General features: G+C 69.6%; 16 protein-coding genes and 7 pseudogenes. 9 read left to right on the top strand and 14 right to left on the bottom strand.

The features are described from left to right. Positions 1-104: 104 nt before the first annotated feature. The 7 genes and pseudogenes from proC (at position 105) to ACFJIX_RS07305 (ending at position 6237) form a co-directional block, all read left to right on the top strand. Positions 105-824, top strand: coding sequence for a pyrroline-5-carboxylate reductase (gene proC, locus ACFJIX_RS07335; RefSeq protein WP_377158773.1), 720 nt, complete (start codon positions 105-107; stop codon positions 822-824). 69 nt (positions 825-893) lie between these two features. Continuing rightward, positions 894-1238: pseudogene (locus ACFJIX_RS07330) on the top strand (chorismate--pyruvate lyase family protein); the annotation flags it as partial. 216 nt (positions 1239-1454) lie between these two features. After that, complete coding sequence (locus tag ACFJIX_RS07325; protein ID WP_377161658.1) at positions 1455-2621, top strand: HPP family protein; 1167 nt, start codon at positions 1455-1457, stop codon at positions 2619-2621. Between the two features lie 145 nt (positions 2622-2766). Continuing rightward, positions 2767-3381, top strand: coding sequence for a DUF4337 domain-containing protein (locus tag ACFJIX_RS07320; RefSeq protein WP_377158771.1), 615 nt, complete (start codon positions 2767-2769; stop codon positions 3379-3381). Between the two features lie 173 nt (positions 3382-3554). Further along, positions 3555-4034 (top strand): hypothetical protein, encoded by a 480-nt coding sequence (locus ACFJIX_RS07315; RefSeq protein ID WP_377158770.1) that lies wholly within the window; start codon positions 3555-3557, stop codon positions 4032-4034. Further along, positions 4034-4948, top strand: coding sequence for a tetratricopeptide repeat protein (locus tag ACFJIX_RS07310; protein ID WP_377158768.1), 915 nt, complete (start codon positions 4034-4036; stop codon positions 4946-4948). The genes ACFJIX_RS07315 and ACFJIX_RS07310 overlap by 1 nt, the downstream gene beginning before the upstream one ends. Positions 4949-5410: 462 nt before the next feature. Further along, positions 5411-6237: pseudogene (locus ACFJIX_RS07305) on the top strand (ATP-binding protein). A gap of 45 nt (positions 6238-6282) precedes the next feature. Here the strand turns inward: ACFJIX_RS07305 and ubiA are convergent. The 8 genes and pseudogenes from ubiA to ACFJIX_RS07265 all read right to left on the bottom strand — a co-directional run bounded on the left by ubiA (position 6283) and on the right by ACFJIX_RS07265 (position 13883). After that, positions 6283-7209 (bottom strand): 4-hydroxybenzoate octaprenyltransferase, encoded by a 927-nt coding sequence (gene ubiA / locus ACFJIX_RS07300; RefSeq protein ID WP_377158767.1) that lies wholly within the window; start codon positions 7207-7209, stop codon positions 6283-6285. Between the two features lie 47 nt (positions 7210-7256). Further along, positions 7257-8606, bottom strand: coding sequence for a type II toxin-antitoxin system HipA family toxin (locus tag ACFJIX_RS07295; RefSeq protein ID WP_377158765.1), 1350 nt, complete (start codon positions 8604-8606; stop codon positions 7257-7259). Positions 8607-8616: 10 nt separating this feature from the next. Continuing rightward, complete coding sequence (locus ACFJIX_RS07290; protein ID WP_377158763.1) at positions 8617-8958, bottom strand: helix-turn-helix domain-containing protein; 342 nt, start codon at positions 8956-8958, stop codon at positions 8617-8619. A 122-nt stretch (positions 8959-9080) separates the two neighbouring features. Then, positions 9081-10067 (bottom strand): branched-chain amino acid ABC transporter permease, encoded by a 987-nt coding sequence (locus tag ACFJIX_RS07285; RefSeq protein ID WP_377158762.1) that lies wholly within the window; start codon positions 10065-10067, stop codon positions 9081-9083. After that, a pseudogene (locus tag ACFJIX_RS07280) lies at positions 10064-10950 on the bottom strand (branched-chain amino acid ABC transporter permease). Before ACFJIX_RS07280 ends, ACFJIX_RS07285 begins: the two are co-directional and overlap by 4 nt. Positions 10951-10970: 20 nt before the next feature. Continuing rightward, positions 10971-12179, bottom strand: a pseudogene (locus ACFJIX_RS07275) (ABC transporter substrate-binding protein). Between the two features lie 117 nt (positions 12180-12296). After that, positions 12297-13004: an ABC transporter ATP-binding protein gene (locus ACFJIX_RS07270; protein WP_377158760.1), complete on the bottom strand. Its 708-nt coding sequence runs from the start codon at positions 13002-13004 to the stop codon at positions 12297-12299. A gap of 106 nt (positions 13005-13110) precedes the next feature. Continuing rightward, positions 13111-13883 (bottom strand): annotated as a pseudogene (locus ACFJIX_RS07265) (ABC transporter ATP-binding protein). 434 nt (positions 13884-14317) lie between these two features. On the opposite strand from ACFJIX_RS07265, the gene ACFJIX_RS07260 reads away from it, so the two are divergent. Further along, entirely contained in the window at positions 14318-15271 is a 954-nt protein-coding gene (locus tag ACFJIX_RS07260; RefSeq protein ID WP_377158759.1) for an MBL fold metallo-hydrolase, read from the top strand. Here the strand turns inward: ACFJIX_RS07260 and ACFJIX_RS07255 are convergent. Further along, positions 15272-16260, bottom strand: a pseudogene (locus ACFJIX_RS07255) (LysR family transcriptional regulator). A 125-nt stretch (positions 16261-16385) separates the two neighbouring features. On the opposite strand from ACFJIX_RS07255, the gene ACFJIX_RS07250 reads away from it, so the two are divergent. Further along, the gene (locus tag ACFJIX_RS07250; RefSeq protein WP_377161656.1) at positions 16386-17495 is read left to right on the top strand and encodes an NAD-dependent epimerase/dehydratase family protein; all 1110 of its coding nucleotides are present in this window, start codon (positions 16386-16388) and stop codon (positions 17493-17495) included. On the opposite strand, the gene ACFJIX_RS07245 is transcribed toward ACFJIX_RS07250, so the two are convergent. From ACFJIX_RS07245 to ACFJIX_RS07225, 5 genes and pseudogenes are all read right to left on the bottom strand, one after another. Further along, positions 17446-18267, bottom strand: a complete 822-nt coding sequence (locus tag ACFJIX_RS07245; RefSeq protein ID WP_377158757.1) for a substrate-binding periplasmic protein — start codon at positions 18265-18267, stop codon at positions 17446-17448. The two genes, ACFJIX_RS07250 and ACFJIX_RS07245, sit on opposite strands and share 50 nt — an antisense overlap. Positions 18268-18414: 147 nt before the next feature. Next, positions 18415-20051, bottom strand: a pseudogene (locus ACFJIX_RS07240) (peptide chain release factor 3). A gap of 173 nt (positions 20052-20224) precedes the next feature. Next, a complete protein-coding gene (locus ACFJIX_RS07235; protein WP_377158756.1) occupies positions 20225-20830 on the bottom strand; it encodes a DJ-1/PfpI family protein in 606 nt (201 codons plus the stop codon). 77 nt (positions 20831-20907) lie between these two features. After that, positions 20908-21285, bottom strand: coding sequence for a hypothetical protein (locus ACFJIX_RS07230; RefSeq protein ID WP_377158754.1), 378 nt, complete (start codon positions 21283-21285; stop codon positions 20908-20910). Between the two features lie 2 nt (positions 21286-21287). After that, positions 21288-22511, bottom strand: coding sequence for an acetate/propionate family kinase (locus tag ACFJIX_RS07225; RefSeq protein ID WP_377158753.1), 1224 nt, complete (start codon positions 22509-22511; stop codon positions 21288-21290). Positions 22512-22513: the final 2 nt, after the last annotated feature.

Here is a 22513-nt window from a genome sequence, read left to right as displayed (position 1 = left end):
TGCCCGCCCATGAATTCCTGCATCGCATTCATCGGTGGCGGCAACATGGCCAGCGCCATCGTCGGCGGCCTGCGCCGGGCGGTTTTCCGGCGGAGGATCTGCTGGTGGTCGAGCCCTTCGAGGCACAGCGCGAGCGTCTCGCCGCCGACTTCGGCATCCGGCCGCTCGCCGCGGCGGAGGCCTCGCTGTCGCGGGCCCGCGCCGTGGTCTGGGCGGTCAAGCCGCAGCTGTTCCAGGAAGCCGCCGTACCGGTGGCGCCGCACGTTGGAGGCGCGCTGCAGCTGTCGGTGATGGCGGGTCTGCGCAGTGACGCGATCGCGCGTGCGACCGGTGCCGCGCGCGTCGTGCGCGGCATGCCCAACACGCCGGCGCTGATCGGGCAGGGGATCACCGGCCTCTGCGCAAGCGCGGCCGTCACGGCCGACGATCGCGCGCTGGTCGAGCAACTGCTTCAGCCCACCGGCCGGACGGTCTGGGTCGACAACGAGGGCGACCTCGACACGGTCACCGCGCTGTCGGGCTCGGGGCCGGCCTACTTCTTCTTCCTGGTCGAGCACATGGTCGCAGCGGCGCGCGCGCTGGGCCTGGACGAGGCCAAGGCGCGCGAGCTTGCGTTGGCCACCTGCGGCGGCGCCGCGGCGCTGGCACTGCAGTCGGGCGACTCGCCGACCGCGCTGCGGGAGAAGGTGACATCGAAGGGCGGCACCACGCACGCCGCGATCACCAGCCTGCAGGCCGACGGCGTCGGCGAGGCGGTCGAGCGCGCCGTGAAGGCCGCGCACCGCCGCGCGGGCGAGCTGGGCGACGAGTTCGGCCGCGCCTGATGCGCGCCGCCTCACGATCGTCCGCCGGCGTGCCGCCGACTTCCTGACTTCCGAGAGCTGTTGCAACCGATGGGGATCGCCGATCGCTGGGGCCTGCGCGCGTGGTTGCGTGCGCCGGGCTCGCTGAGCAAGCGCCTGGCCGCGACCGGTCGCCGCTATGAGGTGCAGGTGCTGCGCCAGACGACGGCGCCGCTGCGTCCGCAGGAGCGCGCCGCGCTCGGCCTGCCGAAGCGGGGGCTGACGCTCGTGCGCGAAGTGCTGCTGCGCGTCGACGGCCAACCGCTCGTGTGGGCGCGGTCGGCGGTGCACGGCCACGCGGTGGCCGGTCCGTGGAAGGCGTTGAAAGGTCTGGGCAGCCGGCCGCTCGGCCATCTGCTGTACGACGATCCCCGCATCCATCGCAGCGAGCTGCAACCGCGACGCGTCACGCGGGCACGGTGCGACGCACCACCAGATGCAGCGCCAATGGCTGGCAGCCACGGGAACCGAGGCACCGGCGTCGATGCAGTGGTCGCGCAATTCGGTCTTCACCCGCCACGGGCAGCAGCTGCGGGTGATGGAAATGTTCGTGCCCGACGTCGCGCTGCGCGATCCCGGGCCGCTGCGGCGCAAGTCGAGGCCGCGTCGGTGATGAGCAGACTCCGCCGCTGGCTGCAGGCGTTCCGTCCCGCGCCGATGCGCGTCGACGCGCGCGAGCGGCTCCGCGTGGTGGCCGGCGCCATCGTCGGGCTGCTGCTGACGGGGGTGCTCACGGAACTGCTGTCCCGTCATGTCCCCGGCGTGCCGTGGCTGGTGGCGCCCCTCGGCGCGAGCGCGGTGCTGGTGTTCGGCGTGCCGGCGAGTCCGCTGGCGCAGCCCTGGGCGGTGGTGATGGGCAACACCTCGTCGGCGCTGGTCGGTATCGCGTGCGCGCACCTCTTCGGCGGCACACCGGAACTGGCCGCGGCGATCGCCGTCGGCGGTGCGATCGGGCTGATGTTCCTGCTGCGCTGCCTGCACCCGCCCGGTGGCGCCGCGGCGCTGCTGATGGTGCTCACCGGCGTGCACGACTGGCACTTCGCGCTCGACCCCGTGCTGCTGAACTCGGTGCTGATGGTGCTCGCGGGCATGGCCTACAACGGCGTCACCGGCCGCAGGTACCCGCACCCGCAGATGACCGTGCCCGCCGCGGGGCCGGCGACGGGCGCGACGAGCGGGTCCGGCGGCACGGAGCCCGGAACCGCCGTCTTCAGCGGTGTCGACCTGGACACGGTGCTGGCGCACTACAACCAGGTCCTGGACGTTCCCCGTGACGATCTGCAGGCGATCGTCGACGAGGCCGGTCTGCTCGCCGCGCGGCGCCGGATGACGACGCTCCGCTGCGCCGACGTGATGTCGCGCGACGTGAAGGCGGTCGAGTGGGGCACGCCGCTGCAGGAGGCGTGGTCGCTGATGCGGACGCATCAGATCAAGGCGCTGCCGGTGGTGGACCGCGCCCGGCGGGTGGTCGGCATCGTGACGCTGGCGGACTTCATGCGCGGCGCGTCGCTGGACGTGCACGACGACTGGGCGACGCGGCTGCGCCATCTGATCCGCCCGACGCCGACCACGCACAGCGACAAGCCGGAAGTGGTCGGCCAGATCATGAGCCGGCAGGTGCGCGTGGCCAGCGCGGACCGGCCACTGGCCGACCTGGTGCCGCTGTTCGCGGCGACCGGGCATCACCACATTCCCATCGTCGGCGACGAGGCGCGGCTGGTCGGCATCCTGACGCAGTCGGACCTGGTGGCGGCGCTGGCGCGGGTGGACGGGCTCTGAGCAAAGGGCTCCCAGGGGGGCCTGCGCGCAGACCCCGGGGCCGGGCAGCCTGAGCATGGGCTCAGCACGGGCTAAGCGAACGTACAGGTCCCGCTCAGCTTCGCTCGGTATGCTGCTGCGGCCTTTGATGAAGACCGTGCCGCCCATGGACATCGACCCCGACGAACTGATCGAGACCGCCCGCCAGGCCAACGAGCGGACGGAGACCGCGGCGCCGCAATCGCGGCTGAACGTGGCGGTCGCGCTGACCGTGGCGCTGCTGGCGACCTTCATGGGCCTGTGCAAGATCAAGGACGACAACATCGGCCAGGGCATGCAGCAGGCGCAGGCGGACAAGATCGACCACTGGGCCTTCTACCAGGCGCGCAATGCGCGGGAGGAGGTTGCCAAGGCCGCGCTGACGCAGCTGAAGCTGCAGGCGATCGGCGCGCCGGCCTCGGCCGCCGACGGCTACCGGCAGGCGATCGCGCACTACGAGACGCTTGCCGCCGACCAGGCCGCCAAGAAGGACGAGCTGCGCAAGCAGGCGGAGGCTGACCAGCAACGCTACGACGCGCTCAACTACCGGGACGACCAGTTCGACCTGTCCGATGCGCTGCTGGCCATCGCGATCGCGATGCTGGCGGTGACCGCGCTGACGCAGCTGTGGTGGCTGTACGCCGCGGCGATGGTGCCGACGGTCTTCGGCCTGCTGATGGGGCTGGCGGGGCTCGGCGGCTGGCCGCTTCATCCGGACGCGATCGTGCAATGGCTGTCGTGAGTCCCCGGGGATGAGGGGATGAAGGGCTGAGCGCGGGGAACCTCGTGTCCTGATCGCCCATGAGGGTCGGCGCCGGTGCGGATGCGCCGCGAGGCCGGGCACAATCGCGCCCGCGCCCGTCGAAGGCGGTCCAGGGAGGACGCCGGCGCTCACACGAGAACAAGTCTCCAGCCATGTCCGATGCCTCGATCGAGCGGCTTCTCCAGCCCAGCCTGGACCACGCCGAACCCCCCGCCCGCGCGCCGTTTTCCGCCAGCGCCCAGTTCCTCACCGGTGTCTTCGGTGGTCCGCTGGGGTTGGTGTTCTGCTTCGTCGGCAGCATCCATCGCCTGCGCCGCTGGCGCCAGGACGCGTTGTTCCTCGCCGCCTTGATCGTGATCCTGTTCGGCGCCGTCCTGCTGCCCCAGACGGCTGCCGGCGCACCGCTGCGCGCCTGGCTCGTCGATCTGCTGGGCCGCAGCGGTCCAGGTTCCTGGACCACCCTGTGCACGTCGCTGGCCGCGCTGGCGGCCATCCATCGCCACCAGCGCCAGCGCCGTGCCGCGGACCTGATGGGCCTGCGCGTCAACGGCGCCTTCGCCGCCTGCCTGGCCATGGTCGTGGTGTCGGCGGGCCTGTCCTACCTGTTCAACGCTGTCATGAGGATGTCCTGATGGAACCCGTCGATCCGGACGTCTCCGACCTGCGTCCCGCCATCCAAGAGCCACCCGGCGTCGACGCGCTGATCGAGCGCGCCGAACTGCTGATCGAGCGCCGCCGCTGGCGCGAGGCCGAAACCGTGCTGCGCCAGGGACTCGCGCTCGAACCCGAGAACCTGACCCTGCTGACGGAGCTGGCCCGCACGCGTTTCGCGCAGAACGACAACGACGAGGCGCTGCACCTGGTGCGCGGCGTCCTGGTCAAGGACCCGTCGCACTTCGAGGGCCGGTACCTGCTGTTCCACGTCCTCACCGACATGGACGAGGCGGCGGAGGCCGAAGCGGTGATCCTCGCCCTGATCCGCGAGTTCCCGGGCGCCCCCGGGTTCTACACGTCCTACGCCCGCCTGATGCTCAGAGCGTTGCAGGTGGACAAGGCCCGCGGCCTGGTGGCGGAAGCGCTGCGCCTGGCCCCGGACAGCCACGGCGCACTGCAGGCCGCCGCGCTCTGTGACCTGGTCGACGGCCGGCGCGGTGACACGGCCGCGATGCGGCGCTTGCTGGTCGAGGATCCGGGCAGCCGCGAGACACTGTCCCTGGTCATCAACGCGCTGATCGACCGCGGTCGTATCCGCGAGGCCTACCGCCTGTCCAAGGAACTCCTGCGCGCGCAGCCCGACGACCCCTTCGCGCTGCAGCGCGTGAAGGCGCTCGCCGGCGAGGCCCATTGGGCGCTGCGGCCGTTGTGGCCACTGCAGCGCTGGGGCTGGCAGGCCTCGGTCGGCCTGTGGGTTGCGGCGGTCGCCATCGGCCGGCTGCTGGAGCGGCAGGCGCCGGAATGGGCGGCGACCTTCTGGATCTGCTGGTTGGTCTATGCGGTCTACAGCTGGATCGCTCCGCCCCTGGTGCGTCGTCTGGCGGCCCGCTGAGCGGCCATCGCCGCGCTTCGTCTCATCTCGGAATTCCGGATTCATTGCCATGCAGGAACTTGAACAGGCGCTGCTGAAGGCGCCCTTCGATCATGGGCTGCGCGCCCGTTATGCGCGCGCGCGCTGCTGGACGCGCGCCGCATCGACGAGGCGGAGGTCCAGGCCGGCCTCCTGGCCCAGCAGCGGCCCGACGAGGCGGCGGCCCTGGTGATCCAGGCGCTGTGCCGGCTCGAGCGCGAGCCCGCCGCCGCGCTGGACCTGTACCTGCGCGCGCGCCGCGCGTCCGGCTTCGAGCCGGAGGCGGCGCTGGAGGATCTCGCCGCGCATGCCCATCCGGCGCGCGGCGAAGTGCCGGCGGCCGAGGCGCCGCGGCTGCAGCTGGTCGGCGGCGGCCAGTCCGCCAAGGTCGCGGCGATCCAGCAGGTGCCCGAGGACAAGGTGCGCTTCTCCAGCATCGTCGGCATGGAGGCGCTGAAGAAGACCATCCGGCTCAAGATCATCGAGCCCTTCCTCAAGCCCGGGCTCTTCCAGCGCTTCCGCATGAACAGCGGCGGCGGCATCCTGCTCTATGGCCCGCCCGGCTGCGGCAAGACCTTGCTGGCGCGCGCCGTGGCCAACGAATGCAATGCGGAGTTCATCTCCGTCGGCGTGTCCGACGTGCTGACGATGTGGCAGGGCGAGAGCGAGCGCAACCTGGCGGCGATGTTCGAGCGGGCGCGCAGCCAGACGCCGTGCGTGCTGTTCTTCGACGAACTCGACGCGCTGGCCTATGCGCGGTCCAAGTCGTCGAGCGCGAGCACGCGGACCGTGGTCAACGAGTTCTGACGCAGCTCGACGGCCTGGGCAAGAACAACCAGGGCGTGCTGGTGCTGGCCGCGACCAACATGCCCTGGGACGTGGACGACGCGATGAAGCGGCCGGGCCGCTTCGCGCGGCAGGTCTTCGTGCCACCGCCGGACGAGTCGGCGCGCGAGGAGATGCTGCGCATCAAGCTCACCGGCGTGCCGGTGGAGTCGCTCGACCTCGCGGCATTGGCGGCGCGCACGCCGCATTGCTCGGGCGCGGACATCGACGGCCTGATCGACCTGGCCAAGGAGTCGGCGGTCCTGGACGGTCTGGCGGGCGACGAGCGGGGGCTGCGCATGGCGGACTTCGACGCCGCGCTGCAGACGCAGCAGCCGTCGACGCTGGAGTGGCTGCGCACGGTGCGCAACGTGGTCAAGTACGCCGGCGAGGACGCGAGTTATCGCGATGTCGGCGCCTACCTGAAGCAGCACCGGATGCTGTGAACGCGAGGGCCCGTGCGGGCCCTCACCGACCTTGCCGACCCTGTCTCAGCGCAGGGCCAGGTCGGCCACGGTGCCGGCGAAGATCGCGAAGCCGACCCAGTGGTTCTCGCGGAAGGCCCTGAAGCAGCCCTCGCGGCTGCGGTCCTTGATCAGCGTGTAGTGCCAGACGACCTGCGCCGCCGCGACCGCGAGGCCGGCCAGGAACCAGTGGCCCATGCCCAGCCGCAGTCCCAGCGCGGCCCACAGCGCGAGGAACGCGACGTAGAACGCCATCACGCCGATGACGTCGAAGCGGCCCAGCGTCAGCGCGGAGGTCTTGATGCCGATGCGGATGTCGTCGTCGCGGTCGACCATCGCGTACTCGGTGTCGTAGGCCAGCACCCAGAACAGGTTGGCGACCAGCAGCCCCCACGCCTCGACCGGGACCGAGGCTGAGATCGCGTGCCATCCCCATTCGCGCCCGCCCTGCGCGGCGGAGAAGGCCATCGGGATGCCGAAGGAGAAGGCGACGCCCAGCACCGCCTGCGGCATCGACACCCAGCGCTTGGTGAAGGGGTAGAGGACCGTCACCGCGAGCGCGGCGAAGGACAGCATGATGGTCGGCGGATTGGTCGTCAGCACGAGCGCGAAGGCGATCAGCGCCAGGACGGCGCCGAGCACCAGGGCCTCCTTGACGGAGACCAGGCCCGAGGTGACCGGGCGCTGGGCGGTCCGTTTGACGTGCTTGTCGAAGTCGCGATCGGCGACGTCGTTGACCGCGCAGCCGGCGCTGCGCATGAGGAAGGTGCCGAGGCAGAAGACCAGGAGCAGGTGCCAGCCCGGCCAGCCGGCCCAGCCGTCGGTGGCCATCCACAGCGCGGCCAGCGTCGGCCACAGCAGCAGGTAGGTGCCCGCCGGGCGGTCCCAGCGGATCAGGTTCAGGTAGAGCGACAGACGCGACGGCGCGGCGGGAGCGGGGGCGGCGGAGGTCATGGCCTTCATTGTTACGCGGCGGGAGCTGTTCGCATGTCGGGGATCGCTCAGTTGAGCTTGCGTCGCAGCTCCACGGTAGAAATGTCGTCGATGTGGCGGAACGCCGTAGCGATGCGGTCCATCTCCAGGGGGCTGACGCCGAACTGCTCGAAGTACATGCGCCATTGACGGACGACGCGCCAGACGTCGTCGATGGCCTGCGCGGCATCGCGCTCGGAGAGCGTGAATCCGGCGTGCGCCGCCAGCGCATTGTCGAGCGTAGCCAGTCGGCCTGACGGGCCGATACCCAGATGGAGGAATCGCTCGCTCGCCAGGCCGGGTCGGGGCATCACGTCGTAGAGGGGGCTGAGCCGCCAGCCCTGCAGTCGTGGATCCCACAGGAAGCCGTGATTGCGCAGATGGTCGTCGTCGTTGCTGACGAGGATGTTGAACACCATGCGCTTGAAGAGTTCGGTATTGCCGGCACGGATCATGTCGGGGTGCGCGTAGCGGCGGATCGCATCGGCGAGGTCGGCATAGGACTTGGTGCGCGACTCGCTCTCGTCACAGCCCAGCCAGGTCAACCCGCTGTTGAAGGCCAGCCGACGTTCTCCGAAACCGTCGGCCGGCGAGGCCTTGAGCAAGGTGGGATCGTCTTCGACGTCGGACAGGTGATCGGAGGACCAGTAGCGATCGAAACGTCGGATCAGCATGACGTGGCGATCGCCGATGGTCAGCGTCTTGACGGGTGGTACGGACAGCGAGGCCTCGGCTGCCAGCCGCAACGCGGCGCATTCGATGGCGGGGATGTCCATGCGGTCCTGGCGACTGGCGAATTTCGCCAGCCACAGCACCCCGTCGTCGTCTCGTACAGAGGCTTTTGGGCGCGCGCCTCCCAGCGATGCGCCGTCCATGAAGATGGCATCCAGATGTGCGGGGACGGGCGCACCTTCCTCGATGCGTTCGGCGGCCTCCATCAGGTGCTGCAACGTGTGCCAGGAACTGACGCCCGAACTCGGTCCGTCGGCCAGCCCTGCCCGCACGTCGAGCGCGCCGACGCGTTCGCTGCCTGCATGGATCAGGTATTGGGACTCCGGCAGGCTGTTGGCCGGTACCCGCAGCTTGGCCTCGATGACGCGGCGTCCCCACGCGTCCGGCGCCGCGTCGCGGATGCCGCCGAAGAAGGGCAGGTTGTTGATGGGGCGCAGCCGTTGACCGCGGACCCGTTCACGATCGACCAGACTCAGGCTCACCGGATCGATCTCGATGGCGTCGGGGCGTCGCAGGTAGTTCAAACCGTAAGCCAGGGTCGAACCCTGGAGTTCCTGATCCTGCTCGTTCAGTTGAAGCTGGCCGCATGGCGCCCAGGCGGATCCCAAATGCGCGAACACGGTGAGCTTGGCTTCCTTGGCCGCCATGAGTCGCCCTTCAGAAGTCCAGTTCCAGCATTTCAGCCTGCGTCAGCCCGCGCACACGCTGGCGCTGCTCTTCCTGCTGCTGCTGGAAGAGCGCTGGGTCGCTTTCGGTCAGGAGGTGCGTGAGCGTCAGACCCGGTGCGATGGCGTCCAGATAGCGCAGGATCTGGCCGATGGCGAGCCCGGGGTCACCCCGTTCGATCCGGTAGGCGGTATTGCGGGACAGCCCCGCCCGGACGGCCGCATCAGTCTGCTTGATTTGCCGGGCCACCCGCAGACGTGCGAGGCGCTGCCCCAGTTGAGCGCTCTCGGTCTGGAGGCGCACGGGAAGCACGGACGACTGATCGACCTTCATGTTCGTTAAATCGAGCCTTAACGCGATAAGACTCGATATTACGAGCATGTCGCCGAAATTGCTAGTTCGGCGATGCGACCATGGTGCTCGTTAAATCGAGCATTAACGAGATACCGCTCGATTTAACGAGCATTTACTGGCTTGCGCAGCCGCTCCCACAAGGCCCCCGCCTCGCCCACCAGCCCGCGCCGGAACGCCAGCACGCAGACGATGAAGATCAGCCCGGTGACCAGGCTGACCGATTCGCCCAGGCCGCCGAACCACTGGATGCCGGTCAGGCTGGCCAGCCACTGGCCCAGGTCGCCGATCTTGTTCTCCAGGGCGATGATCACCAGCGCCCCGACGATCGGCCCCACCATCGTCCCCATGCCGCCCACCAGCGTCATCAGGATCACCAGGCCGGACGTCGTCCAGATCGCATCGGTCAGCGTCGCGAAGCCCAGCACCAGCGTCTTGGTCGCGCCCGCCAGCCCGGCCAGCGCCGCCGACAGCACGAAGGCCATCAGCTTGAACCGCGCCGCGTCGTAGCCCAGCGAGGTCGCGCGCGCCTCGTTCTCGCGGATCGAGGTCAGCACCTGCCCGAACGGCGAATGCACCGTCCGGTAGATCAACCAGAACCCGAAGACGAAGATCGCCAGCACCAGGTAGTACAGCGCGCTGTCGTTCTCCAGGTTGATGCCCAGCAGGCTGCCGCGCGGCACCGACTGCAGGCCGTCCTCGCCGCCGGTGAACGGCGCCTGCAGGAAGTAGAAGAACAGCATCTGCGCCAGCGCCAGCGTGATCATCGAGAAATAGATCCCCGACCGGCGGATCGCCAGCAGCCCGAACACCAGCCCCGCCAGCGCCGCCATCAGCGTGCCGAACGCGATGCCCACCAGCGGCGGGAAGCCCCAGACCTTTAGCGCATGCCCGGCGCCGTAGGCCGCCGCGCCCAGGAAGGCCGCGTGGCCGAAGCTCAGCAGCCCCGTGAAGCCGATCAGCAGGTTGAAGGCGCACGCGAACAGCGCGTAGCACATCACCTTCATCGCGAAGATCGGATACACGCCCAGGAAGGGCAGCAGCGCGATGGCGATGAACAGGGCCACGTAGCCCAGCGGTTTCTTGTTCATTTCTCTTTGCCGAACAGGCCGGCGGGACGCACCAGCAGGACCAGGGCCATGACGACGAACACCACCGTGTTGGACGCCTCCGGATAGAAGACCTTGGTCAGGCCCTCGACGACGCCCAGCCCGAGGCCGGTGAGGATCGACCCAGGATCGAGCCCATGCCGCCGATCACCACCACCGCGAAGACGACGATGATCAGGTTGGAGCCCATCAGCGCGTTGACCTGCAGGATCGGCGCCGCCAGCACCCCGGCGAAGCCGGCCAGCGCCACGCCGCCGGCGTAGGTCAGCGACACCAGCCGCGGCACGTTGACGCCGAAGGCCTGCACCAGCTTCGGGTTCTCGGTGCCGGCGCGCAGCGTCGCGCCCAGCGAGGTCTTCTCGATCAGCACCCACACGCCCAGGCACACCACCAGCGAGGCCACCACCACCCAGGCCCGGTAGTTCGGCAGGATCATGAAGCCCAGGTTGGTCGCGCCCGACAGCGCCTCCGGCGCCGCGTACGGCTGCCCGCCGACGCCGAAGAAGGAGCGGAACACGCCCTCGATCACCAACGTCAGCCCGAAGGTCAGCAGCAGGCCGTAGAGGTGGTCCAGCTTGTAGAGCCACTGCAGCAGCAGCCGCTCGATGACAAGCCCGAACACGCCCACGATCAGCGGCGCGATCAGCAGCATCGCCCAGTAGTTGATGCCGAAGTACTCCAGCCCCATCCACGCCAGGAACGCGCCCATCATGTAGAGCGCGCCGTGGGCGAAGTTGATGATGTTCAGCATGCCGAAGATCACCGCAAGCCCGAGCGACAGCATCGCGTAGAAGGACCCGTTCACCAGCCCCAGCAGGAGCTGGCCCAGCAGCGCCGGCAACGGGACGCCAAAGAAGTCGGTCATGCGGTGTCTCCGGCCTCAGCTCACTTCTTGACCAGCGGGCACTTGGAGTCGGCCAGCTTGGTGAACGCGTCATCGCCCGCGATGCGGGTCACGACCTTGAAGTAGTCCCACGGCTCGGTGGATTCCTTCTGCGACTTCACCTGCAGCAGGAACATGTCGTGCACGCCGCGGCCGTCTTCCTTGCGGATCGTGCCCTTCGTGTAGAAGTCGTTGATCGGCGTGGCCTTCATCTGCGCCACGACCTTGTCGCCGTCGTCGGACTTGATCGCCTCGACCGCCTTCAGGTAATGCGACACCGCCGAATAGTCCGCCGCCTGCAGCGACGAGGGCATGCGCTTCATCTTCTCGAAGAAGCGGCGCGCCCAGGCGCGCGCCTCGGGGCTCTGGTTCCAGTACCAGCTGTCGGTCAGGTACATGCCTTCGGTGGTCTTCAGGCCCAGCGAGTGCACGTCGTTGATGAACATCAGCAGGCCGGCCAGCTTCATCGTCTGGTGATGCCGAACTCGTTGGCCGCCTTCACCGCGTTGATGGTGTCGCCGCCCGCGTTGGCCAGGCCCAGGATCTGCGCCTTGGAGCTCTGCGCCTGCAGCAGGAAGGAGGAGAAGTCGCTCGCGTTCAGCGGATGCTTCACCGCGCCCAGCACCTGGCCGCCGGATTTCGTCACCACCGCCGACGTGTCGGACTGCAGCGACGTGCCGAAGGCGTAGTCCGCCGTCAGGAAGAACCAGGTCTTGCCGCCGGACTTGGTCACCGCCGCGCCGGTGCCGTTGGCCAGGGCCACCGTGTCGTAGGCGTAGTGGATGGTGTAGGGCGTGCATTCCTCGTTGGTCAGGCGCGAGGTGCCGGCGCCGATCGAGATGAAGGGCTTCTTCTTCTCCGCCGCGACCTTGGCCATCGCCAGGCTGGTGCCGGAGTTGGTGCCGCCGATCAGCAGGTCCAGGCCTTGCGTGTCGAACCATTCGCGCGCCTTGGAGGCGGCGACGTCGGCCTTGTTCTGGTGGTCGGCGAAGACCAGTTCGATCTTCTTGCCGGCGGCCATGCCCTTCGCGTCGGCGATGGCCATGCGGATCGCCTCCACGCCGCCGGCGCCGTCGATGTCGGCGTAGACGCTGGACATGTCGGTGATGATGCCGATCTTGACGGTGTCGCCGGAAAATCTGCGCCTGCGCGCCGAGGCTGCCGCAGGCCAGCACCGAGGCCAGGGCAACGGTTTTGAGGGTCGTCTTCATCGCTTGTCTCCTTGTTCTAACGGCCTCAACGGGCCCATGCGGGTTTCAGACTCGAAGCTCGGAATCCTGGAAATGTCGGCTGTCGGGATCGTGCGTCACGGAGGCGGCGCGCGTCCGTCACACGCTCAGCAGCTCGTCGAGCAGCGCGCGCTTGCTGTCGAGCTGCGCGGCGCTGAAGGACTCGACCACCTGGCCGTGTTCCATCACGACGAAGTGGTCCGCCAGCGGCGCGGCGAACCGGAAGTTCTGCTCCACCATCACGATGGTGAAGCCCTGCGCCTTCAGCGCGGTGATCATGCGGGCCAGCGCCTGGACGATGACGGGGGCCAGGCCCTCGGAGATCTCGTCCAGCAGCAGGATGTCCGCGCCGGTGCGCAGGATGCGGGCCACGGCCAGCATCTGCTGCTCGCCGCCGGACAGCCGGGTGCCCGGGCTGTGGCGGCGCTCGGAGAGGTTGGGGAACATCGCGTAGATCTCGTCCTCGGACATGACCTTGCCGCGGCCGCTCTTGAAGACGGGCGGCAGGCGCAGGTTCTCCTCGGTGCTGAGCGACGCGAAGATGCCGCGCTCCTCCGGACAGTAGCCCAGGCCGAGGCGCGCGATGCGATGCGTGGGCAGGGTGACGCTCTCCTGCCCGTGGACCTTGATCGAGCCGCTGCGGCGGTCGGTCAGGCCCATGATGGCGCGCAGCGTCGTCGTGCGGCCGGCGCCATTGCGGCCCAGCAGCGTCAAGACCTGACCCTGCGGGATCGCCAGGTCGATGCCGTGCAGGATGTGGCTCTCGCCGTACCAGGCCTGAAGTCCCTTGATCTCGAGTGCGTTCATTGGAGCCCCTCGTCCGATGCCAGCATCGGCCGGTCCCCCAGGGGACGCGTGCTTGCTTGGGGCGGCCCGGGCGCGGCGCACGCCGAGCGGCAACGGCACGTCGGCTTCATGCATGTGCCCCTTGCAGCTCGGTGGCCTCGGAGCCCATGTAGGCCTCCAGCACCTTCGGATGGCGGGACACGGTGGCGTAGTCGCCCTCGGCCAGCACGGCGCCGCGGGCCAGCACGGTGATGCGGTCGGCGATGCTGCTGATCACCTTCATGTTGTGTTCCACCATCAGCACGGTCCGTCCTTCGGCGACGCGCTTGATCAGCGCGGTGACGCGGTCCACGTCCTCGTGGCCCATGCCCTGCGTGGGCTCGTCCAGCAGCATCAGTTCAGGTTCCATCGCCATGGTCGTGGCGATCTCCAGCGCGCGCTTGCGGCCGTAGGGCAGGTCGGCGGCGCGCAGCGCGGCCATGTCGCGCAGGTCGACGAGTTCCAGCAGCTCGAGCGCCCGGCCGTCCAGCCTGGACAGGCCGCCGAGGCCCTTCCAGAAGTGGTAGCTCGTGCCGGTGAAGCGCTGCAGGCCGATGCGCACGTTCTCCAGCACCGTCAGGTGCGGAACACCGCGCTGATCTGGAACGAGCGGATCACCCCGCGCCGGGCGATCTGCGCAGGCTTCTCGCCGGTGATGTCGTGGCCGTTGAAGAGGATCTGGCCGCGGGTCGGCGTCAGGAACTTCGTGAGCAGGTTGAAGCAGGTCGTCTTGCCGGCGCCGTTGGGGCCGATCAGCGCGTGGATATGCCCGCGCTGCACTTGCAGGTCGACCGAGTCCACGGCGGTGAAGCCCTTGAACTCCTTGGTCAGTTTGCGTGTCTCCAGGATGAGGTTGCTCATCGGCGCAAGGGTGGGCGCCGGTGGTCCGGTGCCTCTGTAGTGGAGCCAGGAATTTAGGGCCCCGGCGAGGTCCCGTCGACAGCGTAAAACCCTTTAAGCAGCATTGCGCAAGGGCTAACCCTCGGGCCTCCGTGGTCGCGGCGACGCGGGGGTTCCACATGACGCCGCATGCGTCTTTCACGAGGCTGACGTGCAGCGTCGCCGGGGCGATTTCCAGAAGGGGCCAGGACATGCCACAACGCCGTCCTGAAGAGCGCGTGTCACCGGAATCTCCTGCGGGGGAAGGGTGCTTCTTCCGAACGGGGAGGGTGGCGGGCGCGCGGGCGTGGCTATGCTGCGCGCCAGTTCGAACACAGCGGTTCCAACAACGCACGCATCGCTTGGAACACACTCATCACGCCCCACACACGCATCACATGCACAGGAGATTCCCCATGATCCGTTCCGGAAAATTCGCCGCGCTGGGACTGGCGCTCGCACTGGCCGCCGCTGGCGTGCAGGCGGCCGCGCCGCAGGTGAAGACACAGGCGCCGGGCTACTACCGGCTGATGCTCGGCGACTTCGAGATCACCGCCTTGAGCGACGGCACGGTCGATCTGCCGGTCGACCAGCTGATGGACAAGGCCAAGCCCGGCACGGTGGTGAAGGCGCTGGCGAAGAACGCCCTGAAGCCGCCGGTGGAGACATCGATCAACGGCTACCTGATCAACACCGGCACCAAGCTGGTGCTGATCGACACCGGCGCCAACGGCGCGTTCGGTCCGACGACGGGCAAGCTGCTCGCCAACCTGAAGGCGGCGGGCTACCAGCCGGAGCAGGTCGACGAGGTCTACATCACCCACCTGCACCCGGACCACGCGGCCGGCCTGACGAAGGACGGCCAGGCGGTGTTCCCGAACGCCGTGGTGCGGATGGACCAGCACGATGCCGACTACTGGCTGAATGCGGCGAACGCCGCGAAGGCCGCGCCCGGCCACAAGGACTTCTTCGGCGCGGCGATCGCGGCGTTGAAGCCGTACCAGGACGCGGGCCGCCTGAAGCCGTTCAGCGGCGAGACCGAGCTGGTGCCGGGCATCCGCACGCACGCGGCCTATGGCCACACGCCGGGACACACGGTCTACATGGTGGAGAGCCAGGGCCAGAAGCTGGCGGTGTGGGGCGACCTGATGCACGTCGCGGCAGTGCAGTTCCCGGATCCGACGGTGACGATCAACTTCGACAGCGACTCGAAGCTGGCGATGCCGCAGCGCCAGAAGGCCTACGCGGACGCGGCGAAGAACGGCTACTGGGTCGCGATCGCGCACGTGTCCTTCCCGGGCCTCGGCCACGTGGCCGCGGACGGCAAGGGCTATCGCTGGGTGCCGGCGAACTACAGCATCAAGCCGTGATCAGCTGAGCGCGGCGCCGCCGCCGGCCTCGACATGTCGCTCGAGGCCGGCCACCAGCACGTCGAACACCGCCCGGCATCGTGGACTGTCCGCAGGTCCTCGTGCATCGTGACCCAGGTCTCCAGCGGGATGCTGAGCTCGTCCTCGAGCACACGATGCAGCGCCGGATCGCGCTTCGCGAGCGCGACCTGGCACAGCCCGAGTCCGGCGCCCGCCCGGATCAGTGCAAGTTGCGCCAGGTCGCTGTCGGCGCGCAGCGCGAAGTGCTCGCGGTCCATCACCGGGTAGCGCCGCGCCAGCTCGCGGACGTAGGGGGCCGGCTGGTCGTAGCCGATCAGCGCGTGACCATCCGCGACCAGCGCCTTCATCGAGCCCGGCGTCCCATGCGCCGCCAGGTAGCGCTCGTGGGCGTGGAGACCCACCTCGATCACGCCGACGCGCCGCGCGATCAGCTGCTCCTGCTTCGGCGGCGTCATGCGGATCGCGATGTCCGCTTCGCGTCTCAGCAGATCCTGCACGCGGTTGCTCAGCACCAGTTCGACGATCAGCGCCGGGTGGCGCTCGCGCAGTTCGGCGATCAGCGGCGGCAGCACCTCCACGCCGATGACCTCGCTCGCGGTCACCCGCACGATGCCCCGCACGCCGTCGCCGTGGCTGCGCGCGGTGCGCTCCAGCGCGGCTGCCGTGCTGTCCATCGCCTCGGCGTAAGGCCGCAGCGCCAGCGCTGCCTCGGTCGGCAGCAGGCCGGCGGGCGTCCGCACGAAGAGGGACTGCCCCACCCGCGCCTCTAGCGCCGTCACGTGCCGGCCCACCGTCGGCTGGGTGAGGTCCAGCGCCCGCGCGGCCCCGGACAGCGAGCCCTCCCGCAGCACGCCCAGGAAAGAGCGATACCACTCCCAGGCGATGCCGGAACTGGACGCACCGGCGGAGTCGGCGGCGCCGGCAGGAGTGGGGGTATCCGTCGTCCGCGAGGAAGTCTTCAAAGCCATGCAGAAATGTATAGCCGCCTGTCGATGCTCGGTAATTTTCAGGAAAGCCGCTCTTTTCCAGAATCCGTCCCATGCCTTCACCCAACCGGACCGGCCCGGTCCAACAGGAGCTGACGATGGATGCGATGACTTCGATGGATGCGATCGGTGTGCTGGCCGCGATGACGGCGGTGGCGCGGCGGACGGCGCTGGTGCTCGGCGCGAGCGGCGGTGTCGGCGGCGCGGTGGCCAGGGCCTTGCGCGACGCGGGCTGGACGGTGCGCGCGCTCAAGCGCGGACTGGCCACCGAATCGGAACACCGTGACGGCCTGCAGTGGCTGCGCGGCGATGCGCTGGAGGCCGAGGACGTCCAGCGCGCCGCGGCGGGCTGCAGCGTGATCGTCCACGCCGTGAACCCGCCCGGCTACCGTCGCTGGAACGAGCTGGTGCTGCCGATGCTCGACAACACCATCGCCGCCGCGTCGGCCCGGGGCGCGACCATCGTGCTGCCTGGCACCGTCTACAACTTCGGGCCCGACGCAATGCCGCACCCGCTCGAAGACTCGCCACAGCGCCCGCTGACGCGCAAGGGCGCGATCCGCGTCGAGATGGAACGCCGCCTGCAGGAAGGCGCCGAGCGGGGCGCCTTCCGGGCGATCGTGCTCCGGGCCGGCGACTTCTTCGGCCCGGGCGCGGCGAACAGCTGGTTCTCGCAGGGGCTCGTGACGCCGGGCCAGCCGGTGACGCGGATCCAGCAGGCGGGCACGGACGGTGTGGGCCATCAATGGGCCTATCTGCCCGACGTCGCGACGGCCATGGCGGCGTTGATCGAGCGCTGCGACACGCTGCCGGCCTTCGCCCGCTTCCACTTCGCCGGCCATTGGGATGCCGACGGACGCCAGATGGCAGAGGCGATCCGCCGCGTCGTCCGGCGGCGCACCGGCACGCAGCCGCGGGTCACCCGCTTCCCGTGGTGGGCGGTGCGGCTGGCCCAGCCGGTGGTGCCGCTGTTCCGCGAGCTGGCCGAGATGCGCTACCTGTGGCGCGAGCCGATGCGCATGGACGAGGCGCGCCTTGCGGCCGAACTGGCCAGGGATGGCGGCGTGCCGCACACGCCGCTCGATGCGGCGATCGAGCGCACCCTGGAAGCACTGGGCTGCCTGCCCGCCGCGCCTGCCGCCGCAGGGGCGGCCGGTGCGGCGCCGCTCAATCGAAATACTGCTGCCGCAGGCGCTCGTAGCGCCCATCCCGCCTGAGACGGTCCAGCGCGGCCTGCAGGCGTCGAGCCAAGGCCGGATCGCTGTCCGCCGGCAGGCCGTACCAGTAGGACTTGTCGACGTCCATCGGCAGCACGGGCGCCAGCGTTGCGTAGGGCAGCTTCAGCTCACGCAGGTGCCAGGCCGCGGCCCAGTCCAGCAACACGATGAGGTCCATGCGGCCGGCCAGCAGCTTGCGCAGGTTGGTGGCGTCGTCGAGGCCGAGTTCCAGCTCGGTCTCGGGCCGCAGCCCCTCGGCGATCAGATGCTTCGCGGCGGCTGAATCGCGCGACACGCCCAGACGCAAGCCGTTGAGCTGCTTGAGGCTGGCGGGGCGCACATCGGTGCGGTGGCTCAGCCGATAGACCAGGATGCGTCGCGGGCTGATGGGTCCGACCCAGCGGTACTGGGTCTCGCGCTCGGGCGTGCGCGTCAGCGAGAACAGCACGCTGTCCGGGTGCCGACCGGCCTCCTGCACCGACCGTTGCCACGGCAGCACCTGGACGCGCAAGGGCAGGCCGGCGTCGGCCGCCATCAGCGTCAGGAGTTCGGTGCTGAAGCCGCGCGCCGCGCCGCCCTCGTTGTAGTTCAGGGGCGGCAGGTTCTCGGTGAACGCGACCAGCTCGGTCGGCCCCGCCGCCATGCCCGCGATCGTCCGCGCGCGGGCCGCGGGCGCCGCCAGCGCCGCGGGCAGCGCGCCCGGCAGCAGTCCCGCCGCCAGCAGGAGGCAGCACAGACGGCGCTCCGGCAGGGGCTGGATCTCGTGGGGCATCGCGGCAGTGTAGGAAGGGGCGATGACAGGCCGACAACGATGTCGTTGCATAAACGCCAACAAGGTCACGACACCCGGACGGCGGACGAAAGACCTGACCCCTGTTCCGTTTCCTGATCCGATCCGTTCGCCGACGGGTCGTGAACCTCAGGCGTCCATCTGCTTCTGGAAGACCAGGCCCGCGTGCTCGCGCAGCGCGTGGAACTTGATCTTGGGCCAGTTCTCCTGCATGGCGCGGAGCTCGCCGGCGTACTCGAGCAGCACCGTCGGCGCGTTCACCGCATCCCACGCGACGCGATGCGCGTTGTGGTCGATGAAGCGGCGCAGTTCCTTCTCGCCGCCGTCGGCCTCGTCGCAGGTGACCCAGCGCGCGACGTTGTAGCGCGCCGGCATGACGCGGGCCTTGACGCCGTATTCATGCTCCAGGCGGTGGGCGACGACCTCGAACTGCAGCTGGCCGACCGCGCCCAGCAGCAGCACGCTGCCGGCCTCGGGGCGGAAGACCTGGATCGCGCCTTCCTCGCCGAGCTGGCGCAGACCTTCGCGCAGCTGCTTGGTCTTGAGCGGGTCCGCCACTTCCACCGACCGGAACATTTCCGGCGCGAAGAAGGGCAGGCCGTGTACTGCAGCGCCTCGCCCTCGGTGATCGTGTCGCCGAGCTGCAGCACGCCGTGGTTGGGGATGCCGATGATGTCGCCGGCGAAAGCCTCGTCCAGCAGCTCGCGGCGCTGCGACAGGAAGCTCACCACCGTGTTGGGACGCAGCTCCTTGCCGGAACGCACGACCTTCAGACGCATGCCGCGCTCGAAGTGGCCCGAGGCCACGCGCAGGAAAGCGATGCGGTCGCGGTGCGCCGGGTCCATGTTGGCCTGGATCTTGAAGACGACGCCGGTGAACTTGGGCTCCTCCGGCTGCACGACGCGCTGCATCGCGGCGCGCTCGGCCGGCGCGGGGGCCAGCTCGACCAGCGCGTCCAGCACTTCCTGCACGCCGAAGTTGTTGACCGCGGAACCGAAGAACATCGGCGTCTGCTGGCCGGCGAGGAAGGCCGCCTCGTCGAAGGCCGGCGCGGCCTCGTTGACCAGCTCGATCTCGCCCTGCGCGTTGTCGTACTGCATGCCGAAGCGCTCGGCATAGGCCGGGTTGTCCAACCCGTCCAGCACCTCCTCGGTGCCGGCGGCGCGGTCCTCGCCGGGCGCGAAGACGCGCATGCGCTGCTGGCGCAGGTCCATCACGCCGTGGAAGTGCTTGCCCATGCCCACCGGCCAGGTGAACGGGACCACCGTCATGCCCAGCTCGCGCTCGATCTCGTCCATCAGCGCCAGCGGCTCTTGGACCTCGCGGTCCATCTTGTTGACGAAGGTCAGGATCGGCGTGTTGCGCGCGCGGCAGACCTGGATCAGCCGGCGGGTCTGCGGCTCGACGCCGTTGGCCGCGTCGATCACCATCAGCGCCGCATCGACGGCGGTCAGCACGCGGTACGTGTCTTCCGAGAAGTCCTGGTGACCGGGGGTGTCCAGCAGGTTGATCACGCAGTCGCGGTACTCCATCTGCATCACCGACGAGGCCACCGAGATGCCGCGCTGCTTCTCGATCTCCATCCAGTCGGACGTCGCATGCCGCGAGGCCTTGCGCGCCTTCACCGAGCCCGCGATCTGGATCGCGCCGGAGAACAGCAGCAGCTTCTCCGTCAGCGTGGTCTTGCCCGCGTCAGGGTGGGAAATGATGGCGAAGGTGCGGCGGCGGCGCACTTCGGCGGGGATGCGGGAAGGGTCGGTGGACATGGCGGCTGTGGGGCGGCGAACCCGCGATTATCGGGCAGTCTTCCTTCTTTGACCGCGCCCGTCGGCGGCAGCCGGCCCCGGGGGCTGCTCCCACGCTGGCGGGGCTCAACCGCAGGTCGCATCCCCCGGGGCCGGCTGCCGCCGACTCCAGAGGGTGGGTGTCCTGGGACCCTTCATGCGGGCGTCATGAACGGGCGGACACGGGCCAGCAGGCGCTCGACGTACTCGTCCTTCTCGCCGACCGGCGCGGCGTAGGTCAGCGCATCACGCGCGGCGCTCTCGCCGGCCTTGCTCCACATCAGCCACGCGGACAGGTACTGCGACGCGAGGCAGCCGCCCGACGTCGCCACCGGGCCGCGGGCGTGGAAGGGCTCGTCGAGGACGCGCACGCCGGCCTCGACCAGCCAGGGTCGCGTGGACGAATCGGTGCAGGCCGGCGCATCGCCGAGCAAGCCCAGCCGTGCCACCAGCAAGGCGCCGGAGCACTGCGACGCGATCAGTTGCCGCGTCGGATCGAGCTGCAGCCGGTCCAGCAGCGCCGAGTTCTCCGCGATCGCCCGCGTGTAGATGCCGGAGCCGAACCAGACGGCGTCGGCCTCGTTGGCCCATTCGAGCGGATGTTTCAGCTGCACGGTCACGCCGTTCATCGAGGTGACCGCCGGTCCCGGGCCGCACAGCTCGGCGGACCAGCCCAGCGGCTTGAGCCGGTTCAGCAGTCCCAGCGGGATGAAGCTGTCGATCTCGTTGAAGCCGTCGAAGGAGAGGATGGCGATGCGCATGGGGGAAGACTCGAGAGGCCCGCAAGGCGATGCGGCCCACTGTAGCGCCGCCGCCCGCCCGGCCCAAGCCGTCGGGGTTATTGGCTGCTGGCGCCGCCGCCGTTGCCGCCGCTCTGCGCCTGCGGCGTGCCCAGCGTGCCGAGCTGCGTGCCGATGCGCACCAGCAGGTGCTGGCGCACGCGTTGGACGACCTCGGCCGCGTCGACCGGGCCCAGTTCCTCGGCCAGCCGGGCCTGGACCTCGTAGTGCAGGTAGAGCATGCCGCGCAGCTTCTCGAAGCCGCCTTCGTGGCCGTCGCCGCAGATGCGCAGGTCGTTGTCGAGCACGCGCTCGATGACGCCGGGATCGAGCAGCCGCACGTGGCACATGATCGCCAGCTGCGCGATCTGCAGGTCCACGTCCTCGACGGTCTTCTCCCACTCCTCGTGGCTGTAGCGTTGCTTGGGCGTTCGCATGGTCACTCCTCCCCGGCGAGCAGCCGGAACGTGTGGCGGGCCATCATGAGTTCCTCGTCGGTGGGGATGACCCAGGCCTCGCACCGGCTGTCGACGGTGCTGATCCGGCGCTCGGCTGGCCCCTCGCGGTTGGCGGCCTCCTGCGTCGACACGCCCAGCCACAGACAGCGCGACAGCACCCGCCGACGGATCTCCGCAGCGTGCTCGCCGATGCCGGCGGTGAACACCAGGCCGTCCAGGCCGCCCATTTCCGCCGCCAGCGCGCCGATCTCGCGGGCGACGCGGTGGACGAAGACATCGATCGCGAAACGCGCCCGCGGCGCGTCGCTGGCCAGCAGCTGGCGCATGTCGCTGGAGATGCCGGACAGTCCCAGCAGGCCGGACTGCTTGTAGAGCAGGGTTTCGAGCTCGCGCGCGTCCATGCGCTGCTCGTCCATCAGGTAGATCAGCACGCCGGGATCGACCGCGCCGCTGCGCGTGCCCATCGGCAGGCCGTCGACGGCGGTGAAGCCCATGCTGCTGGCGATGCTGCGGCCGCGGTGCAGCGCGCAGGCGCTGGCGCCGTTGCCCAGGTGCAGGATGACGGTGCGTCCGTCGGCCAGCCGCGGCGACAGTGCCGGCAGCCGCGACGCGATGTACTCGTAGCTCAGCCCGTGGAAGCCGTAGCGGCGCACGCCGGCCTCGAACAGCGCGTAGGGCAGCGCGAAGGCGTCGGCGACGTCGGACTGGCCGCGATGGAAGGCCGTGTCGAAACACGCGACCTGCGGCAGCCCCGGAAGCGCCGAGAACGCGCGGCGGATCGGCGCCAGGTTGTGCGGCTGATGCAGCGGCGCGAGCGGCACCAGCGTCTCCAGTTGCGCCAGCACCGGCGGCGTCACCCGCACCGGCTGCGCGAACGCGGTCCCGCCGTGCACGACGCGGTGGCCGATGCCCAGCATCTCGATGCCGGGGAACTCGTGGGTGACGAACTCGACCAGGTGATCGAGCGCGCCCTCGTGCGTCAGCGCCTCGCCGACCGGCCAGTCGCGCGAGCCGGCTTTCGAGCCGTCGGCATGCGAGGCCTCGAAGTGCGGCGTCGCGGTGCCGATCCCTTCGACCTGCGCGCGCAATTCGAGCCGCAGCGGGCCCAGTCGGCGGTCCTCGTGCAGCGAGTACATCGACAGCTTGATGCTGGATGAGCCCGCGTTGACCACCGCGATGAATTCGCCTTCAAGTCGTGGATCCATCG

Source organism: Roseateles sp. UC29_93 (assembly GCF_042695725.1).
Lineage (GTDB): Bacteria > Pseudomonadota > Gammaproteobacteria > Burkholderiales > Burkholderiaceae_C > Roseateles > Roseateles noduli_A.
Note: the sequence above shows the minus strand (reverse complement) of the source record. Positions and strands in the feature narration are given on the sequence as shown.

Excerpts from the sequence above, each read along its gene's own strand:
- ACFJIX_RS07325 (WP_377161658.1), top strand. The coding sequence starts at position 1,455 with ATGAGCAGACTCCGCCGCTGGCTGCAGGCGTTCCGTCCCGCGCCGATG.
- ACFJIX_RS07320 (WP_377158771.1), top strand. The coding sequence starts at position 2,767 with ATGGACATCGACCCCGACGAACTGATCGAGACCGCCCGCCAGGCCAAC.
- ACFJIX_RS07315 (WP_377158770.1), top strand. The coding sequence starts at position 3,555 with ATGTCCGATGCCTCGATCGAGCGGCTTCTCCAGCCCAGCCTGGACCAC.
- ACFJIX_RS07310 (WP_377158768.1), top strand. The coding sequence starts at position 4,034 with ATGGAACCCGTCGATCCGGACGTCTCCGACCTGCGTCCCGCCATCCAA.
- ubiA (WP_377158767.1), bottom strand. The coding sequence starts at position 7,209 with ATGACCTCCGCCGCCCCCGCTCCCGCCGCGCCGTCGCGTCTGTCGCTC.
- ACFJIX_RS07295 (WP_377158765.1), bottom strand. The coding sequence starts at position 8,606 with ATGGCGGCCAAGGAAGCCAAGCTCACCGTGTTCGCGCATTTGGGATCC.
- ACFJIX_RS07290 (WP_377158763.1), bottom strand. The coding sequence starts at position 8,958 with ATGAAGGTCGATCAGTCGTCCGTGCTTCCCGTGCGCCTCCAGACCGAG.
- ACFJIX_RS07285 (WP_377158762.1), bottom strand. The coding sequence starts at position 10,067 with ATGAACAAGAAACCGCTGGGCTACGTGGCCCTGTTCATCGCCATCGCG.
- ACFJIX_RS07270 (WP_377158760.1), bottom strand. The coding sequence starts at position 13,004 with ATGAACGCACTCGAGATCAAGGGACTTCAGGCCTGGTACGGCGAGAGC.
- ACFJIX_RS07260 (WP_377158759.1), top strand. The coding sequence starts at position 14,318 with ATGATCCGTTCCGGAAAATTCGCCGCGCTGGGACTGGCGCTCGCACTG.
- ACFJIX_RS07250 (WP_377161656.1), top strand. The coding sequence starts at position 16,386 with ATGACTTCGATGGATGCGATCGGTGTGCTGGCCGCGATGACGGCGGTG.
- ACFJIX_RS07245 (WP_377158757.1), bottom strand. The coding sequence starts at position 18,267 with ATGCCCCACGAGATCCAGCCCCTGCCGGAGCGCCGTCTGTGCTGCCTC.
- ACFJIX_RS07235 (WP_377158756.1), bottom strand. The coding sequence starts at position 20,830 with ATGCGCATCGCCATCCTCTCCTTCGACGGCTTCAACGAGATCGACAGC.
- ACFJIX_RS07230 (WP_377158754.1), bottom strand. The coding sequence starts at position 21,285 with ATGCGAACGCCCAAGCAACGCTACAGCCACGAGGAGTGGGAGAAGACC.
- ACFJIX_RS07225 (WP_377158753.1), bottom strand. The coding sequence starts at position 22,511 with ATGGATCCACGACTTGAAGGCGAATTCATCGCGGTGGTCAACGCGGGC.